13 protein-coding genes are annotated in these 18,306 nt (G+C 46.3%); 6 read left to right on the forward strand and 7 right to left on the reverse strand.

Annotation, left to right across the window (positions count from 1 at the left end; genetic code table 11):
* Positions 1-227 precede the first annotated feature (227 nt).
* On the forward strand, positions 228-3,020 hold the full coding sequence (gene polA, locus BIW15_RS00390) for a DNA polymerase I (protein ID WP_077280399.1): 2,793 nt from the start codon (positions 228-230) through the stop codon (positions 3,018-3,020).
* Between the two features lie 757 nt (positions 3,021-3,777).
* On the opposite strand, the gene yihA is transcribed toward polA, so the two are convergent.
* Entirely contained in the window at positions 3,778-4,437 is a 660-nt protein-coding gene (gene yihA, locus BIW15_RS00400; protein WP_005456829.1) for a ribosome biogenesis GTP-binding protein YihA/YsxC, read from the reverse strand.
* A 159-nt stretch (positions 4,438-4,596) separates the two neighbouring features.
* Here yihA and BIW15_RS00405 point away from each other — a divergent pair, with 159 nt between their 5' ends.
* The 5 genes from BIW15_RS00405 to hemN all read left to right on the forward strand — a co-directional run bounded on the left by BIW15_RS00405 (position 4,597) and on the right by hemN (position 9,266).
* Positions 4,597-5,214 (forward strand): cytochrome c, encoded by a 618-nt coding sequence (locus BIW15_RS00405; RefSeq protein WP_005478649.1) that lies wholly within the window; start codon positions 4,597-4,599, stop codon positions 5,212-5,214.
* Positions 5,215-6,012: 798 nt separating this feature from the next.
* Positions 6,013-6,651 carry a class I SAM-dependent methyltransferase gene (locus BIW15_RS00420; protein ID WP_005456816.1) on the forward strand — a complete coding sequence of 213 codons (639 nt, stop codon included), beginning with the start codon at positions 6,013-6,015 and terminating at the stop codon, positions 6,649-6,651.
* Positions 6,651-7,193 carry a Der GTPase-activating protein YihI gene (gene yihI, locus BIW15_RS00425; RefSeq protein ID WP_025502353.1) on the forward strand — a complete coding sequence of 181 codons (543 nt, stop codon included), beginning with the start codon at positions 6,651-6,653 and terminating at the stop codon, positions 7,191-7,193. Before BIW15_RS00420 ends, yihI begins: the two co-directional genes overlap by 1 nt.
* A gap of 7 nt (positions 7,194-7,200) precedes the next feature.
* Positions 7,201-7,689 (forward strand): DUF2489 domain-containing protein, encoded by a 489-nt coding sequence (locus BIW15_RS00430; RefSeq protein WP_005456843.1) that lies wholly within the window; start codon positions 7,201-7,203, stop codon positions 7,687-7,689.
* A 185-nt stretch (positions 7,690-7,874) separates the two neighbouring features.
* The gene (gene hemN / locus BIW15_RS00435; RefSeq protein ID WP_005496689.1) at positions 7,875-9,266 is read left to right on the forward strand and encodes an oxygen-independent coproporphyrinogen III oxidase; all 1,392 of its coding nucleotides are present in this window, start codon (positions 7,875-7,877) and stop codon (positions 9,264-9,266) included.
* A gap of 69 nt (positions 9,267-9,335) precedes the next feature.
* On the opposite strand, the gene add is transcribed toward hemN, so the two are convergent.
* From add to glnA, 6 genes are all read right to left on the reverse strand, one after another.
* Positions 9,336-10,340 (reverse strand): adenosine deaminase, encoded by a 1,005-nt coding sequence (add, locus tag BIW15_RS00440; protein WP_015296070.1) that lies wholly within the window; start codon positions 10,338-10,340, stop codon positions 9,336-9,338.
* Between the two features lie 147 nt (positions 10,341-10,487).
* Positions 10,488-13,034 (reverse strand): EAL domain-containing protein, encoded by a 2,547-nt coding sequence (locus tag BIW15_RS00445; RefSeq protein WP_077280400.1) that lies wholly within the window; start codon positions 13,032-13,034, stop codon positions 10,488-10,490.
* 101 nt (positions 13,035-13,135) lie between these two features.
* Positions 13,136-14,539 carry a nitrogen regulation protein NR(I) gene (gene glnG, locus BIW15_RS00450; RefSeq protein WP_005456831.1) on the reverse strand — a complete coding sequence of 468 codons (1,404 nt, stop codon included), beginning with the start codon at positions 14,537-14,539 and terminating at the stop codon, positions 13,136-13,138.
* A gap of 58 nt (positions 14,540-14,597) precedes the next feature.
* Positions 14,598-15,677, reverse strand: a complete 1,080-nt coding sequence (glnL, locus tag BIW15_RS00455) for a nitrogen regulation protein NR(II) (protein ID WP_031776386.1) — start codon at positions 15,675-15,677, stop codon at positions 14,598-14,600.
* 98 nt (positions 15,678-15,775) lie between these two features.
* Positions 15,776-16,357, reverse strand: coding sequence for a DUF4124 domain-containing protein (locus BIW15_RS00460; protein WP_020839927.1), 582 nt, complete (start codon positions 16,355-16,357; stop codon positions 15,776-15,778).
* 198 nt (positions 16,358-16,555) lie between these two features.
* Positions 16,556-17,965: a glutamate--ammonia ligase gene (gene glnA, locus BIW15_RS00465; RefSeq protein ID WP_005456818.1), complete on the reverse strand. Its 1,410-nt coding sequence runs from the start codon at positions 17,963-17,965 to the stop codon at positions 16,556-16,558.
* Positions 17,966-18,306: the final 341 nt, after the last annotated feature.

An 18,306-nucleotide genomic window follows, 5' to 3' on the forward strand; every position in this document is an offset into this window, starting at 1 on the left:
AATAATCCTTTAAAAACAATAATATAGATTTGTATTTTTTTGTCTTTTCTATCATTGCACAATCTGTGGATAATTTATATAAACAGAGTTATCCACAGATGATGGTGGTTTTCTTGAATAAATCGGAAAATTTCCGCGATCTGGATCGAACGAACAAGATAGATTCGGATCAGCAGTCATGGCATCCTAGGCAGATCTATTAAGTACTGATTTGGATACAGACAATTATGGCAAGTATTCCTGAAAATCCGCTGATTCTTATCGACGGTTCTTCTTACCTATATCGCGCTTTTCACGCTTACCCGGGCACGATGAGTAATGGTGAAATCCCAACCAACGCAGTTTACGGTGTGGTGAACATGCTACGCAGTATGATGCGTCAATTTGCGTCTGAGCGTATTGCGGTGGTGTTTGATGCGAAGGGTAAAACCTTCCGTGATGAGATGTATTCAGAATACAAAGCGAATCGTCCACCAATGCCGGACGATCTGCGTTGCCAAATTGAACCATTGCACAACGTTATTCGTGCGATGGGTTTGCCGTTGATCTGCGTTCCTGGCGTGGAAGCAGATGACGTCATCGGTACGTTGGCTTACCAAGCCTCGCAACAAGGCATGCCTGTTTTAATCAGTACTGGCGATAAAGATATGGCTCAGCTGGTGGATGACAACATTACCTTGATCAACACCATGACGAACGTCGTGATGGATCGTGAAGGGGTGGTGGAAAAATTTGGTATTCCGCCAGAGTTGATCATCGACTATCTAGCGTTGATGGGCGATAAAGTCGATAACATCCCTGGTGTACCGGGTGTGGGCGACAAAACGGCGACCGCTTTGCTGCAAGGCATTGGTGGCCTGACTAAGTTGTACGAAAATCTGGATGATATCGCGGCACTTGGTTTCCGCGGTTCGAAAACCATGGCGAAGAAGCTGGTCGACAACAAAGACAACGCTATGCTGTCTTATGAGCTGGCTACCATCAAGCTGGATGTGGAACTGGAAGAAACACCAGAGTCGCTACTGAAAGCAGAGCCAAACAAAGACGAATTGATCAAACTGTATGGTCAGTTGACGTTTAAGTCTTGGTTGAACGAACTGCTTGAAGGCGGCTCAGGCACTGTCGAAGCGGTTGAACTTGCAGGCTCTGCGCAAGCATCATCATCTTCTTCGCATGCTGAAATGGAAACCTCAGCGGTAACGATTGATCGCAGTCAGTACGAAACCATTTTGGACGAAGCTTCTTTCAATGCGTGGCTAGAAAAACTCAAAGCGGCAGAGCTGTTTGCCTTTGATACCGAAACGGACAGCCTTGATTACATGGTGGCGAACCTCGTCGGTTTGTCATTTGCTATCGATGAAGGTATTGCGGCTTATGTTCCTGTCGCACACGATTATTTGGATGCGCCAGAGCAACTGGATCGCGATTGGGTTCTTGAGCAGCTGAAACCGATTCTTGAAGACGACGCTCAAGCGAAAGTCGGTCAGAACCTAAAATACGACGCGTCTGTGCTGGCACGTTACGGCATCGAGATGAAAGGCATCAAATACGACACCATGTTGGCGTCTTACGTTTACAACAGCGTAGGCGGCAAACACGACATGGACAGCTTGGCACTTCGTTTCCTGCAACACAGCTGCATTTCATTCGAGCAAATCGCGGGTAAAGGTAAAAAACAACTGACCTTCAACCAAATCGAGCTTGAGCAAGCATCGCCATACGCAGCTGAAGATGCAGACGTCACGCTTCGTCTGCACAATCGTCTGTTTGCTAACATCGAACAAGATGAAAAGCTAGAATCGGTTTACGAAGAAATCGAAATGCCGCTAGTCCCTGTTTTGTCTCGCATTGAGCGCACTGGTGTTCTGATTGATGACATGAAGCTGAGCGCTCAATCGGTAGAAATCGCGGCCCGTTTAGAAGAGCTTGAACAAAAAGCTTACGAAATCGCAGAACAAGAGTTCAACATGAACTCGCCGAAGCAGCTGCAAGCTATCCTATTTGAAAAAATGGGCCTACCTGTTGTGAAGAAGACACCATCTGGCACACCTTCAACCAATGAAGAGGTGTTGCAAGAGCTTGCGTTGGATTACCCACTGCCAAAACTGATCCTAGAATACCGTGGTTTAGCGAAGCTGAAGTCGACATACACAGACAAGCTGCCGAAGATGATCAACCCTTCAACTGGTCGTGTACACACCTCTTACCATCAAGCGGTGACTGCGACAGGTCGTTTGTCGTCTACTGATCCAAACTTGCAGAACATTCCAATCCGTAACGAAGAAGGTCGTCGTATTCGTCAGGCGTTTGTAGCTCCTGCAGGTTACAAGGTTCTGGCTGTCGACTACTCGCAAATCGAGCTGCGTATTATGGCGCACCTTTCTGGCGACCAAGCGCTGCTTGATGCCTTCCGTGACGGTAAAGACATTCACGCAGCAACCGCAGCAGAAATCATGGGAGTGTCTATTGATCAGGTATCAAGTGAGCAGCGTCGCTGTGCAAAAGCGGTGAACTTTGGTTTGATTTACGGCATGAGCGCATTCGGCTTGGCAAAACAGCTGGGCATTCCTCGTGGTGAAGCGCAAGCTTACATGAACAAATACTTCGAGCGTTACCCAGGTGTAATGCAGTACATGGAAGACACGCGCAGCGCAGCAGCTGATAAAGGTTATGTAGAAACCATTTTTGGTCGACGTTTGCATCTGCCAGAAATCAAATCGCGTAATGGTATGCGTCGTAAAGCTGCAGAACGAGCGGCGATCAATGCGCCAATGCAAGGCACTGCAGCGGACATTATTAAGAAAGCGATGCTGCTAGTGGATCAATGGATTCAAGAAGAAGGCAATGGTCGCGTAAAACTTTTGATGCAAGTACACGATGAACTGGTATTTGAAGTCGAAGAGTCGTCTTTGTCCGAAATTGAAAGTAAAGTACAAAAATTGATGGAATCTGCAGCAGAGTTGAAAGTGCCTTTGGTGGCAGAAGCTGGTCACGGTGACAACTGGGATCAAGCACACTAATCATTTTTAAATCAATTTGGTCGATTTAGTATGAGCCAGCGCACAAACGCTGGCTTTTTTGTGTCATTAAAAAAGCAACTTGGATTTGAAAATTAATGTTGCTTAATAAAACTTTCATGAAAAAAAACTACAAAAAATCTTTGCAATTCTGACCAATTGTTGTACATTAGATCGCGTAGGGTACAGAGGTAAGATGTTCTATCTTTCAGACCTTTTGTTTCACGTTATTGGATTAGGCTGATTCAGCCGCCCCAGTCAGTTTTTGACTGGGGCGTTTTTTATTGGGCGAAAGAAAAATTCCTTTTAACTCAGTTTCTTATCCATTTTGGCGCTGTCCTCGCAATTCTCTCTCGCTAACTACTTGCTTCCACTGATTTTTTGTCGTTATTTCTTCGACTCATTCATCCTGTAAATTTACGCCATTCACACTATTATTTTTTCTCGAAAGAAAGTAAGTCGGCCTTTCTGAGGGGTGAAACTTATCTAACTTATTGAATTTAATTTTCTTTATTAATGTTTGGTAAACGAAAAGACTCAAGATTAGAAAAGCAGATGACTTTTTGAACTATTGAAATCATTCGATAGTTCAGTAATGCTTTGCAACATAACAATAATTACCAATTTTTCTCTCCCGTTATCCCTGCCAGGAAGGTGGGGATTTTTATTGCCTGAAATTCCGGTTTTTGCTTTGTCTAGATAAACAAAAGCCCCACCAAATGGCAGGGCTGTGTCGAAAAAATTTAACAAATATTGTTAATTATTCTTCGTTGCTCTCTGGCATCTCTAGATCGTCTTCTTCAATCAGATGAGCCAATGCTGGTGCAAACCAGGTATCCAGTTTCGCGCGCAGCTGATCGACCCCTAATCCTTTTAGAGAAGAGAAAACATCAACCGAAACGTCACCACCGAAAGTTTCCACTTGTTTGCGAATTTTCAGAAGTGTCTGTTTACGTGCGCCACTTTTTAGCTTATCAGCTTTAGTTAGCAACACTTGTACTGGAATACGGCTATCGATAGCCCAGAAAATCATTTGCTGGTCGAGATCTTTCATTGGGTGACGAATGTCCATCAGAACCACTAGGCCTTTTAGGCACTCGCGTTTCTGTAGGTATTCACCTAAAGATTTCTGCCATTTGTTTTTCATCTCTACCGGTACTTGAGCAAAACCATATCCCGGTAGATCGACAATGTGACAACCTTCTTCTACTTTGAATAGGTTGATCAATTGGGTACGACCAGGTGTTTTTGATGTCTTGGCTAAGCTTTTTTGATTAGTTAGACGGTTAAGTGCACTCGATTTACCAGCGTTTGAGCGTCCTGCAAACGCAATTTCGACACCTTCGTCCTCCGGTAAGTGGCGAATATCGGGCGCGCTGGTGATGAAATGCGTATTTTGGTAATGAATTTTTACGCTCACTGTTAACTCCATCTCGACTTTGTGTAGTCGATTGATTACTTTTTTGTGAAATTGTGTAAAATAACCGTGCTCGGCATAAGGTCGCCTATTGTACCATGAGTGTACGCGGTATGTTCACATTCCGTGGTACTGGAAGCTTGATAATTATAATGGAATGTCATGAAGAAATTAGCGCTAATTTTGAGTCTTTTAGCCAGTTGCTCAGTATGGGCCCAAGGTAATATTGAGGCTGGTAAAGCAAAATCACAAACCTGTGTCGCCTGTCACGGAGCAGATGGCAACAGTGCAATCGCAATGTACCCTAAACTAGCAGGCCAACACGCTAAGTATCTTGAGAAGCAGTTAAAAGATCTTAAGCTAGGTATGACAAGTGGTGGTAAACAAGGTCGTTACGATCCTGTAATGAGTGGCATGGCAATGCCGCTAAGCGATGAAGACATCGCAGATCTTGCAGCATATTACTCTTCTCTACCAACTTCAGAAAGCTCGACACCTGAAGATGTGGTAGCAAAAGGTAAAGTGCTTTACACCGCGGGTGATGCAGAGCGTGGTCTAACGGCATGTATGGCATGTCACGGTCCGCGTGGTAACGGTACTGAGCTTTCAGGTTTCCCTAAAATTTCTGGTCAGCACGCTGACTACATCAAAGCTCAGTTAGAAAAATTCCGTGATGGTAACCGTGGCAACGATATGAATGCCATGATGCGTGACATCGCGAAGAAAATGACAGATGAAGATATCGAAGTTCTGTCGAAATACGTTGGCGGTCTGCACTGATACCCCTACATAGTTCGAGCAAAGTTGTACAAAAATGCCCCAGCGATTTCGCTGGGGCATTTTTGTTGGTGATGTGGCTCACACATGATTTTTGAGGGTGTCATCGATATCTGCTCGAAAGCTTGTAAGACATTTGCCATACCTTCGATTGCGAATGTCTTCTTCTTATTTTTAACCTTTTGATTAATTGATGTTTTTAATTTTTGCGAAAAAATCATCGCTAATATTTCCTGCTGCTAACTTGTGAGTGCGTCGGGATTACGTAAAGTAGAAAGCGTTCACAGGGGGTGAATTGCAGGATTTCAGACCACGGATTCAAGGTCTTCATGGACGCAAGCTAGGATAGCTTGGTGATCGGAAAACGGAATTAGGTAGGCAAGGAGCCTGCTCGATACGGATGGTCATCTCGTCTTATGGTTAAGACAGTGGAAAGGATCAGGCACAGGAAGTTGCTCAGAAGACAGGAAGTAAAGGGATAGCCAAAACTCATCAGGAAGATGAAAAACAACACTTTTTGGCAAGGAAAGCACGAAAAACAAAAGGATTCTTGGTGCACTAAATGCGTGCAACACAGTTTCGCCACTTGATGGCACTTAGAAAGCGACAGTTTGACTGTCGCTTTTTTTATGCCGTTTTTTCTCGGCAACCACCAATCTGAAGAGGGATTACTACACTGATGCCTTTCGATGGGTTCTTAAACAAAGTTTTTTAACAAAAACTGCTGAAAAAGTATTCAGTGCCTCTCCAATCTGAGTCCACTTTCTGGTATGTTTCGCATCCCTGTTTGAGGAAGTCAGCATGCATACCTGTCCTTTATGCCACAATCAGCATACTCGTCACTATTTTGAAGATAAGCATCGCGAATATCTTCAATGTGAGCAGTGCTACTTGGTATTCGTTAATCCAGACCAACGTTTGGATGCGGAAACTGAAAAAGCTCACTATGATTTGCATGAGAACAACCCAGAAGATATGGGCTATCGACGTTTTTTGTCGCGTATTGCTGACCCAATCACAGAGCGAATTTCACCACAATCGAACGGAATCGACTTTGGTTGTGGTCCGGGCCCGACGCTTTCCTTAATGCTAGAAGAAGCAGGGCACAACATGGCGTTGTACGATATTTACTATCACCCAGATACTGCGGTGCTAGAAAAGCAGTATGACTTCATGACAGCGACAGAGGTGATAGAGCACCTCTACCACCCTGATGTGGTGTGGAAGCAATGGTTGAATTTAGTTAAGCCAGGGGGCTGGATTGGCCTGATGACGAAAATGGTCATCGACGTGGAGGCTTTTAAATCATGGCACTATAAGAATGACCCAACTCACGTGGTGTTCTTTAGCCGTGATACCTTCCAGTTCCTTGCTGAGCGGGATAAGCTCGAACTCGAATTTATTGGTAATGATGTAATTTTACTGAGGAAGACCCAGTAATGAGCCGTAAAAAGAAATCTAGAAAGCCGGGTGCCGCTGGCGCACCTGAGTTTGTTGTAACTCGTAACCGTACCGAATCTGACGTTGAAGGCCGTCTACGCAAGCGCGCGAAAAAGCGTAAAGGCTTGAAGACAGGTAGCCGCAACTCAGAAGTTAACGAACAGAAAAAGCAATCTTCTGCGCAAAATCGTGACCCACGTTTAGGCAGCAAGAAGAAGATCCCTCTGATTGTTGAACCAGTGAAGAAGATGACAAAGCAAGAGCGTCGTCTATCTGCGGAACAAGAGCTAGAAATGCTAGAAAATGACGCGCAATTGAACGTGTTGTTGGATCGCATTGAAGCGGGTGAAAACCTAGGTACAGGTCTACAAAAATACGTGGATGAGAAGCTTGATCGTATTGAAAAGCTAATGGACCAACTTGGTCTGCTAGAACCTGAAGAAGAGGAAGATTTTACCGTTTCTTCTACGAAAGGTTCTCGTAATGACGATGATTTATTAGCGGATTTCGACGATATTAACTTCGAAGACTACAAAGGATAATTAAGCCATGAATGTAACCTTATTAGCTATTGCGGGTGCAGTGATCATTATCGCGCTGGCTTCTTATGCAGGTTACCTTCTGCTTCAATTGAAAAAGCAAAAGGAATTGCAGCTGAAGCATCAAAAGTTGGCGATCGATAAACGTAATGCCAACATTTTTGAGAATGTGCATACCTTGTGTCAGGCAGGCATTCAAGGCCAGTGCGATTTGTCGGAGATCAGTATTCGCGTGTACTGCATCATGGATTATGTTCAAGGTGAGAATCGTGTGAACTTCGACGAAGTGTACCCTGCAATTTCCGAGCTTTACCATATCGTAAAAGATATGGCGCGCGGTGAAGACCGTCAGCAACTTGCCAAGAAAGAACGTATGCAACAGAACCTGACGCGTCAGAAAGCGGAAAGCCGCTTAACAGATGCGATCATCGAGGAACTCAAAGTGTTGCAGAAAAACGTCCAGCCACTGAATAATCAAATCAATATTCAGATGCTTTAACGATAATCCCCATTGGTTTGTTTTATGACCATTGGGGCTATCGTGATCACGCTAGCACTTCTTTGGATTTATAATTAAAAAGCCATCAGGTGTTGCCACGGTTGCCATCGTCGTATGGCAAAATAGCGATTCTGAATATCGGGTGACGGCTTTCGTTGCCCTAGCATTTAACGGAAAGTACCACCATGTCGAATCAACACACTGAATCGAAACAGCAAATCGTCTGGGATCAAGCGGTATTGGATAAGTACAACTATTCCGGTCCTCGCTACACGTCGTACCCAACGGCGCTGGAGTTTCATGAAGCGTTTACCATCTCAGACTATGATATGGCATGCACTCAGTACCCAGAGCGTCCGTTATCGCTGTACGTACACATTCCGTTTTGCCATAAGCTTTGCTACTACTGTGGTTGTAATAAAGTCATTACACGCCACTCGCACAAAGCGGATGAATACCTCGACGTGCTTGAACATGAAATTCGTCAACGTGCTGCATTGCTCGTTGGTCGCACCGTGACGCAATTGCACTTTGGTGGTGGTACACCGACGTTTCTATCTGAAAAGCAAATCACTCGCGTGATGAACTTGCTACGCCAAGAATTTACATTCAGTGATGACGCAGAAATCAGCATTGAAGTAGACCCGCGTGAAATTCAGATCACCATGTTGGATCATCTTCGCAGTGAAGGCTTCAACCGCTTGAGCATCGGCGTTCAGGACTTCAACAAAGAAGTGCAAAAATTGGTTAACCGTGAGCAAGATGAAGAATTCATCTTTGCGATGGTGGCACGTGCGAAAGAGTTGGGTTTCCGTTCGACCAACCTCGATTTGATCTACGGTTTGCCGAAGCAGACCAAAGCCTCTTTTGCGAAGACGTTAGAACAAGTGCTGGAAATGCAGCCGGGTCGTCTGTCGGTCTTTAACTACGCACACATGCCGCAATTGTTTGCTGCGCAGCGTAAAATTAAAGACGAAGATTTGCCAAAAGCAGAAGAGAAAATGGCGATCCTGCAAGACACGATCGCAACTTTGACGGGGGCTGGCTACCAGTTCATCGGCATGGACCATTTTGCGATGCCTGACGACGAACTCGCCGTTGCGCAGCGTGAAGGAGTGTTGCATCGCAACTTCCAAGGCTACACCACTCAAGGAGAGTGTGACTTGGTGGGCTTTGGTGTTTCTGCGATTTCAATGATTGGTGATGCGTACGCGCAAAACCAAAAAGAGCTCAAGAAGTACTACGCTCAAGTAAATGACCTTCGCCACGCATTGTGGAAAGGTGTCTCACTCGATTCGGATGACTTGCTCCGTCGTGAAGTCATTAAGCAGCTGATTTGTAACTTTAAGCTTGATAAAAAAGCGATCGAATCTGAATTCAGAGTGAAATTTGATCAGTACTTCAAAGAAGACCTGCAATTGCTGCAAACGTTCATCAATGATGAGTTGGTGGAAGTGGATGACAATGAAATTCGAGTGACACTGCGTGGTCGCCTGCTTATTCGTAACATCTGTATGAGCTTCGATAAATATCTGCGAGCAAAAGCGCGTCAGCAGCAATTTTCTCGCGTGATTTGATCATCGCTTGCCGATTCCAAATGCAAAAAATGCCAGCAAATGCTGGCATTTTTTATAATTTTGCGCTGATTAAACGCGATCTTTAACTTTTTCTTTCAGTTCTGCTTTTTCTGCATCAGAAATGAAAGCAAGCTCAAGGCCATTGATTTGCGCTTGGCGAATCTGCTCTTGGCTCAGGCCGGCTGCTGGCGCCGCCACTTCGTATTCGTAAGGTAGCTCAATACCTTCTACCGCAGGATCATCCGTATTTAGACACGCTAGAACGCCGTGGTCTAGGAACTGTTTCAGTGGGTGATTTGCTAGAGAATCGACCGTACTGGTTTGGAAGTTCGACGTCAGGCACGATTCGATACCGATACGGTTTTCCGCTAGGTAATCCATCAGTTTTGGATCGTGAATCGCTTTCACACCGTGGCCTATACGCGTTGCACCAAGCTCTTGAATGGCTTGCCACATGCTTTCAGCGCCCGCAGCTTCACCAGCGTGAACTGTCACGTTTAGGCCTGCATCACGTACTTGTTTGAAGTGAGAGACAAAGCGATCGCCCGGTTGGCCAAGCTCATCACCTGCAAGGTCTACTGCTACGATGTGGTCTTTCTGGCTTAGAATGGCATCCAGTTCTTGCTGACATGCATCTGTGCCAAATGTGCGGCTCATGATACCGATAAGGTTCGCTTTGATGCCAAAGTCTCGCATGCCTGCTTGTACGCCATCGACAACCGCTTCAACCACGCCAGCGACTGGCAGTTTGTGTTTCATCGCCATGTAGTATGGTGAGAAACGCAGTTCGGCGTAATCAATTTGTGCGTTTAGCGCATCTTCAACGTTTTCATAAGCAACGCGACGACAAGCGTCAAGATCGCCCAGTACTGCTACGCCCCAGTCAAGCTTGGAAAGGAAAGCAACAAGAGATGGTTCCGCTTCGACAATTTGAACGTGTGGAGTGAGAGACTCAATATCGTACGCTGGCAGAGCAATGCCAAATTTTTGGCCAAGCTCAAGGATAGTCTTAGTACGAATGTTACCGTCAAGGTGGCGGTGCAAATCAGTTAGAGGAAGATTCTTAGTTATCATTATGTCGATCCGGATAGTTATGAACTGGAACAGGGCCCAAACATTATCTGTGACAATACATGGGTAAGATTTGCAGTTAAGTATAAATAACAGTTAGGTAGATTGTCAGTAGAGGATGACTAGGAATTCAACGATTCTCGCTCTTTTCTACTTCATGTTAACCAAATGTGTTGGCCATTCATCCAGAGGAATTGGGCGACTGTAATAGAAACCTTGGACTTGATGGCAGCCCAGCGAACGCAACAGTTGCGCTTGCGTGCTGTCTTCTACACCTTCTGCCACGACATTGGTTTTTAGTCCGGCGGTGATATTGATCACTGCGGCTACTACTGAGCTGTCGAGGTTCTCTTTGGTGAGCTGATTGATGAACGTGCGATCGATCTTCAAGCAAGTGAACGGCAGTGAATGCAGATAACCAAGGGAAGAGTAACCCGTACCAAAATCATCAATGGCAATGCCAATGCCCATATCACGCAACTTCGTCATGTTTTCTAGAGTCGTTGGTGCGCTATCAATAATGCGCGACTCGGTGATCTCTAACGTGAGGTTTTTTGCAGGCAGCTTGGTGACATCCAGCACTCGTGTCACGGTGTCGACAAATGCCGGGCAGGAGAGCTGATTGACCGAAATGTTCACGTGCAATTGGAAGTCTGACGGCCACTGTTTGTTCTCGATGGCTTTGTATGTGTCTCGGCACGCTTGCAGCAAGATTTGTTGGCCAATGGCTTTGATCATGCCGCTTTCCTCCGCGATTGGGATGAAATCTAATGGTGAGATCATACCGCTTTCGCTATTCCAGCGAGCTAGGGCTTCAGCGCCACATACGTTACCACTCGCGAGATCGATGATCGGCTGATAATGAGGCACAAATTCGCGCTTGTCGATGCCCGTTTGCATCTTCGTGAGCAGCTGAGTACGAAACTTCGATGCGCTCGCGAGTTCTGGGCTGTAGTAACAAATGCCCGTCAGTGGATCTTGCTTCGCGTAGCTCAGAGCAATGCTGGCATTGCGTAGCCAAAGCGGCATGTTCTCACCATGCTTGGTTTGCACAATCCCTAGTGAGATCTTCATCACCACGCTTTCACCTTCAACCATAAATGGTGCTGCGAACAGTTGTTGTAGGCGACGTTCTGTTAAACGGATGTCTACGTCTTTATCCATATCTGGCATAAACAGAGCGAACTCATCGCCACCAATTCGGGCCAGCATGGTGTTGTCTGGGAATTGTTGCTTCAGCCTTTCTGCGATGCTAACCAACAGCTGATCACCATTGTGGTGTCCCACGCTGTCGTTGATATCTCTAAATTTGTTGATCCCCAATAAGAACAAACTACCGTGACACAAATTGGGTTTGTTTTCGCAGATTTCGATTAATCCTTGGCGGCTGTAGAGTCGAGTTAATGAGTCATACACCAGCTGATCGCGCAGCGCCTTAAATGAGGCTTTGAGGTTGCTGGCCATTTCATTAAAGGCTTTTGCAAGCACGGTCGTTTCGTACACACGGCCAGGTTGGGGCATTGAGCTATCCCAATCGCCATTTGCTAGGTGTTGAGCCGCATCGGCAGTAGCGTTGATTGGTCGAGTCACGCGTTCGAATATGACCCAACTAAAGCCGATACCAAACAAGCTGACGACGATACCAACAATCCAGCTTTTCTCTTGGCTTTTCGGTAAGAGGCCAAGTAAATCAGATTCCGAGATAGAAGTGCCGATGAACCAAGTTAAACCGTTTGGATCGTAGTAGGGCGTGATGCGGCTAAAAATACGTTGGCCGCTGTGGTCAAACTCAAACGTGTACGGTTGGTCTGTATGGTACAAGTCAAAACCACGCACGCGGGAGGCGCTGATTTTGATGATAGGGTCTGCGCTTTCAGAGGCGAACAAGCGTTGACCTTTATCCGAAAACTTGGTGCCCCAAGACACCACGCTGCCAGGGCCAGAATGTGCCACTAATCGGTGTTCTTGGTCCATGATAAAGACCGATGCTTTGGTGTTCTTCTTGATGACGCGTAGAAACTCGTTGAAGGTATTGATACGAATATCCGTCACCAATACGCCCACAAACTCTTGGTATTCGTACACCGGTGTCATAGCAGATAAGGTGATGTCTTGGCGCTCATCCGCATTGGTGTAGATTTTTGACCACATCGGTTTTTCGTCTTTGGCGACCGGTTGATACCAAGGACGAGTTCTTGGATCGTAAGGCGTGATGACAGTACGAATATCGTTACTGACATGATCTGTGCCGTAGATGATTAACTTACCATCGGTGTATTTATCTTGAACCATCAAGGTGTAATCGTCGGAGATCTCGCGACGAAAACCCGCGAAATCGCCAGTTTCCGAACCAAAAGCGATCACATCCAGCTGCGGAATAGAACGGTATAGGTTTTGAAACGCACTCAATAAGTAGGCTTGGACATCTCGCGTATCATGGGGATGGTACAGGTTGTGATAACTCACGTTGTGAGCAAGCGTCATCACCGCCGTAAACGGTTTTCGCAGATAACTATTGAGGTGGTCGTAGACACTTTCGGTCAACACCGACAGCTGTTTATCGCTGATGTCGGTCACCACCTCTTCATAGCTTTGTTTTTGGACGTAGACAATCACACCGATAGCCAGTAAGAAAATCATCACAAAAGGGATGAGTACAGCAGTACGTAGTGTAATTTGAGTCTTTGCAGTAGACATTGCCTAGTCACATTAGGGATGGTTCACCTTAATTGTACTGACATTTCTGTTAATATCGAGCGCTAAGCACTCTCATTGTTAACTCACTGCTTAAGTGACGGTCAGTACAACTCTTTTAACTTTCTGGTTAGCGTATTGCGTCCCCAGCCTAATACTTTAGCGGCATCTTGCTTGTGACCTTTAGTGTGCTCCAGTGCAGCTTCTAATAAAATGCGCTCAAATTCTGGTAATGCAAAAGAAAGTAGTTCTTTATCCCCCGCAGCGAGCGATTGACGTGCCCAGTCCGCCAATTGTTCTTGCCAGCTACCTTTGGTTGAATCCGAAACGGTCTTCTTCTCTTCCAAAAGCTCTGAAGGCAAATCGTTCGGTAATACTTCACTGCCACTCGCCATCACCGTTAACCAGCGACATATGTTTTCTAGCTGACGTACGTTGCCCGGCCAATTGAGTCGATTGAGAATTTCGACCGTCGACGGGTGCAAGGTTTTGGTTTCCACTCCAAGCTCATCTGCGGCGCGTACCAGAAAGTGTTGTGTGAGCTTTTCAATATCTTGTTTACGTTCACGAAGCGCAGGAATTTGTACGCGAATGACGTTCAAGCGGTGGAACAAGTCTTCACGAAAATCGCCTTGGTGTACCAGCTTTTCGAGGTTTTGGTGCGTGGCGGCGACAATACGTACATCGACACGAATCGGAGAGTGACCACCAACACGGTAGAACTGACCATCTGCCAACACGCGCAGCAAACGAGTTTGGATATCCAGCGGCATGTCACCGATTTCGTCCAAAAAGAGCGTGCCTCCGTTGGCTTGCTCGAAGCGGCCTTGACGAACACTGTTCGCGCCCGTAAATGCGCCTTTTTCGTGACCGAACAACTCAGACTCAATCAAGTCTTTTGGAATCGCGGCCATATTGAGAGCGATAAAAGGTTTGTTGGCGCGAGGGCTATGGCGGTGAAGGGCATGAGCAACCAGCTCTTTACCCGTACCGGACTCACCGTTGATCAGAACGGAAATCGACGAGCGAGAAAGGCGGCCAATAGCGCGGAACACTTCCTGCATTGCTGGCGCTTCACCGATGATCTCTGGCGTGTCGGCCGGGGCATCTTCTGAAGACAATTGCTCGCGTTTGTTTTCATGGCTGTGGGCAATCGCACGTTCGACCAGCGTTAAGGTTTCATCGATATCAAACGGTTTTGGCAGGTACTCGAACGCGCCTTTTTGATAGGCGTTAACGGCGGCATCTAAGTCGGAATGCGCGGTCATGATGATCACGGGCAAATCAGGGTAATCACGTTGCACTTGCTTGAGCAGTTCTAATCCGTCGATACCGGGCATGCGAATATCAGACACCAGTACGTCTGGCACTTCGCGCTCAAGCGCCATCAAAACGCTTTCCCCATCGGCATAGGTTTCGCATTTTATGTTGGCTGAGGAGAGCGTTTTCTCCATCACCCAGCGAATCGAACTGTCGTCATCGACGACCCAAACATATCCTTTACTCATGTACTAATCCTTGCAGCAAAAACCGTAAATTGGCGCTCAACGAAATCCATTCGTGAGGTCAAATCGGCAAATATATTGTAAAAGTGGTGTGGCCAGGCCAGCTTTCAACGTCGATTTTTCCGTTGTGCTGGTCGATCAAATTTTGTGAGATGGACAACCCAAGTCCGGTGCCGCCTTCGCGCCCGCTGACCATGGGATAAAACAAGGTGTCCTGTAATTCTGGTGGAATGCCCGGCCCGTTATCAGTGATCTCGACGCGCGCCGCTAATTTGCAGCGTTTGCCATGAATGTTGGCTTGATGCACCGTTCTGGTGCGAATGGTGATGTTGCCGTGCTCTTGATGAGCAAGAATTTGTGCCGCGTTGCTGACGATGTTCAACATCGCTTGTTCTATTTGATCCGCATCCATCAAAATCTCGGGCAAGCTCGGGTCGTAGTCGCGTTCGATGATGATAGAGTTTTGAGATTCTAACTCGACCAATTGGCGTACTTTCTCCAGAATTTGGTGCAGATTTTCTTGTGTCTTTTTGCCCGGTTTCTGTGGGCCAAGTAGGCGGTCGACTAACGCTCTTAATCGATCGGCTTGTTCGATAATGATGTGGGTGTATTCGGTTAACGATGGATCGGGCAACATTTTTTCCAGCAGCTGCGCCGCACCGCGTAATCCGCCAAGTGGATTTTTGATCTCATGAGCTAAACCGCGCACGAGCAGTTTGGCGGCTTGTTGCTGTGCGTGTTGGTTGAGCTCTTGAGTGAGGCGTCGTTGTTGATCTATTTTGCGCATTTCAACCAACAGCATGAGCTGTCGTTGCCAAGTGATTGGACTTACTGTGACTTCCAGCATTAGCGGACGCCCATCGACGACAAACGTCACGTCACTGTCGGTAATGCTTTGGCCACTTTGCAATGGCTGAGTCAGTAAGGCCAAGTCCAACGATGCATGCTGAATCAGTTGAGAAAGCGATTGTTCGACAATGCGCTTAGCGCTTTGCGAAAACAACAGCTCAGCGGCTGGATTGGCATAGCGGATGGCCAATCCATCATCAAGAATCAGCGTTGCTGTGACCATGTTGTTGAGTATGGCACTAGGGAGACTGGTATCCACATTACGTCCTTGTTTGCGTTGAGATTGTGCAATGCACAATAATGGTGCAATAGAACGTTAAGTATGGCGAAGAAAGCTCAGAAGAAAAAGTAAAAAGCCTCATTGTGATGCGACTTTTTTACTCCGATTTTCTATTTTGCCCCTTTTACGGTCGGCTTAACGCTTGCTCTATGTAAATGCACCGTTATAGGGCTAGTAGATGCAATAAGCTTGCCGCTTCGTTTAGCATGAACCGCGATAGTATGTGTGCCGCGATCGATGTTGTTTAATTGCCAAGTGAGCTGCGTTTGAGGTGCGCCATAAGGTTTCCCATCGAAGAACAGTTGCAGTTGTTCACCAATGCCCAGCTTACGATTGGCTTCCAGCTGGATATTGATCAAGCCACGATTACTACGAATGGTTTCATTGTGTTGAGGTGTGAGCATCGCCAGCTGCAAAGGTTGAGGCTTATCCGATTTCTTTTCTAGCTCTTCTTCTGGCTCGGGGGCTGCTTTGGCTTGTGGCGCAAGTGATTCAGTGCTCTCGACTTCTGGTGCTGGTGCACTGGCTTCAAGATTGGGCAATGCGATGGTCTTCGCGCCTTGGTTTGGGGTGTCACTGAAGTGCACTACGCCGTTTTCGTCTACCCAAGTGTAAGCGACCTGAGCCGAGGCTACAGAGGCCAGTAGTGTGCCGCTGAGTACACATAGCGATGGAATAAGCTGAACTTTCATGGCTCACCTTCTTTTGATCGATGATTTCACGTTTCAATGGCTTAGACCTTTGACCTATAAGGTAAAAATAGCCCAAGCGTATTTTTATTATCCCCTCATGTTAAACGGCGAATCTTGACTGACGAATACAAAAAAGGCCCGCCTGCGAGGCGAGCCTAATATTTTGTTACTGTGTTTACATTTTACACAGTTTGAACCTTATACAGAGTAGTAAAGTTCGAACTCAAGTGGGTGAGTTGCCATGTTGATGCGCTCAACGTCTTTTGACTTAAGTGCGATGTAAGAATCGATAAAGTCGTCAGAGAATACGCCGCCCGCTGTTAAGAACTCACGGTCTTCGTTTAGTGCATTTAGAGCAACTTCTAGGGACTCAGCCACTTTAGGAATCTCAGCTGCTTCTTCTGCTGGTAGATCGTAAAGGTCTTTGTCCATCGCTTCGCCTGGGTGGATCTTGTTCTTGATACCGTCAAGACCAGCCATCAGTAGACAAGCAAACGCTAGGTATGGGTTTGCTGCTGGATCTGGGAAGCGAGCTTCGATACGACGTGCTTTCGGGCTTGGTACCACTGGGATACGGATAGAAGCTGAACGGTTACGTGCAGAGTAAGCAAGCATAACTGGTGCTTCAAATCCAGGTACAAGACGCTTGTACGAGTTTGTTGATGGGTTAGCAAACGCGTTGATTGCACGAGCGTGTTTGATGATACCGCCGATGTAGTAAAGCGCTGTTTCAGATAGACCGCCGTACTTGTCGCCAGCAAACAGGTTAACGCCGTCTTTTGCTAGAGATTGGTGAACGTGCATGCCAGAGCCGTTGTCGCCAACGAGTGGTTTAGGCATGAATGTCGCTGTTTTACCAAATGCGTGAGCAACGTTATGTACTACGTATTTGTAAATTTGGATTTCGTCAGCTTTCGTTGTTAGCGTATTAAAACGAGTTGCGATTTCGTTTTGACCCGCAGTCGCTACTTCGTGGTGGTGCGCTTCAACAACTAGGCCCATTTCTTCCATGATTAGACACATTGCAGAGCGGATGTCTTGAGAAGAGTCAACAGGAGCTACTGGGAAGTAACCGCCTTTAACGCCTGGACGGTGACCTTTGTTACCGCCTTCGATGTCGCTGCCTGTGTTCCATGCTGCTTCGATGTCGTCAATCTTGAAGAAAGAACCTGACATGTCGTTAGAGAACTTCACGTCATCGAATAGGAAGAATTCTGGCTCTGGACCAACAAGCACTGTATCTGCGATACCTGTTGAGCGCATGTAGTCTTCAGCGCGTTTTGCGATAGAGCGTGGGTCACGGTCGTAACCTTGCATTGTTGCAGGTTCTAGGATGTCACAACGGATGTTTAGCGTTGCATCTTCCGTGAATGGGTCAAGCACAGCTGAAGATGCGTCTGGCATCATTACCATGTCTGACTCGTTGATGCCTTTCCAGCCAGCAACTGATGAACCATCGAACATTTTACCTTCTTCGAAGAAGTCTGCATCGATTTGGTGAGCAGGAATCGAAATGTGCTGCTCTTTACCTTTTGTATCAGTGAAGCGTAGGTCAACAAACTTTACTTCGTTTTCTTGGATCAGCGATAGAACGTTTTCTACTGACATCTTGGATAACCTCCAGTGTTAATAAGCGGTAAAAGCTCGACTTATGAAATATTCATGAACCCGGCATTGATTAATCTTTTTGACTTTTCATTAATCGATGCTGTGTTTACTAAAGCCAAAACCGTGCCAAAAAAAATATTCCATTAATTTCAATGAATTGTGTTTTTAGATGCTAGTTTGGTGCAAATGATTGCACCAAAATGATCTACGTCTGCACTAAAGTGGTGCGAATTAAGATTGTTGCACCACAATGTGACAGCAGCATTGCTTATTCAGCCCAGTTTTTGAGCAAGAGTCAATTTGTATTGTGCAACGATTAGAATAAAGTTGTGTTTTATCAA

The organism is Vibrio sp. SALL6 (assembly GCF_002002385.1).
Classification (GTDB): Bacteria; Pseudomonadota; Gammaproteobacteria; order Enterobacterales; family Vibrionaceae; genus Vibrio; species Vibrio parahaemolyticus.

Bases quoted from the DNA above. Each gene is read 5' to 3' on its own strand.
- BIW15_RS00420 (WP_005456816.1), top strand. From the start codon at position 6,013: ATGCATACCTGTCCTTTATGCCACAATCAGCATACTCGTCACTATTTT.
- BIW15_RS00460 (WP_020839927.1), bottom strand. From the start codon at position 16,357: ATGAAAGTTCAGCTTATTCCATCGCTATGTGTACTCAGCGGCACACTA.
- polA (WP_077280399.1), top strand. From the start codon at position 228: ATGGCAAGTATTCCTGAAAATCCGCTGATTCTTATCGACGGTTCTTCT.
- BIW15_RS00430 (WP_005456843.1), top strand. From the start codon at position 7,201: ATGAATGTAACCTTATTAGCTATTGCGGGTGCAGTGATCATTATCGCG.
- add (WP_015296070.1), bottom strand. From the start codon at position 10,340: ATGATAACTAAGAATCTTCCTCTAACTGATTTGCACCGCCACCTTGAC.
- hemN (WP_005496689.1), top strand. From the start codon at position 7,875: ATGTCGAATCAACACACTGAATCGAAACAGCAAATCGTCTGGGATCAA.
- yihI (WP_025502353.1), top strand. From the start codon at position 6,651: ATGAGCCGTAAAAAGAAATCTAGAAAGCCGGGTGCCGCTGGCGCACCT.
- glnA (WP_005456818.1), bottom strand. From the start codon at position 17,965: ATGTCAGTAGAAAACGTTCTATCGCTGATCCAAGAAAACGAAGTAAAG.
- BIW15_RS00445 (WP_077280400.1), bottom strand. From the start codon at position 13,034: ATGTCTACTGCAAAGACTCAAATTACACTACGTACTGCTGTACTCATC.
- glnG (WP_005456831.1), bottom strand. From the start codon at position 14,539: ATGAGTAAAGGATATGTTTGGGTCGTCGATGACGACAGTTCGATTCGC.
- BIW15_RS00405 (WP_005478649.1), top strand. From the start codon at position 4,597: ATGAAGAAATTAGCGCTAATTTTGAGTCTTTTAGCCAGTTGCTCAGTA.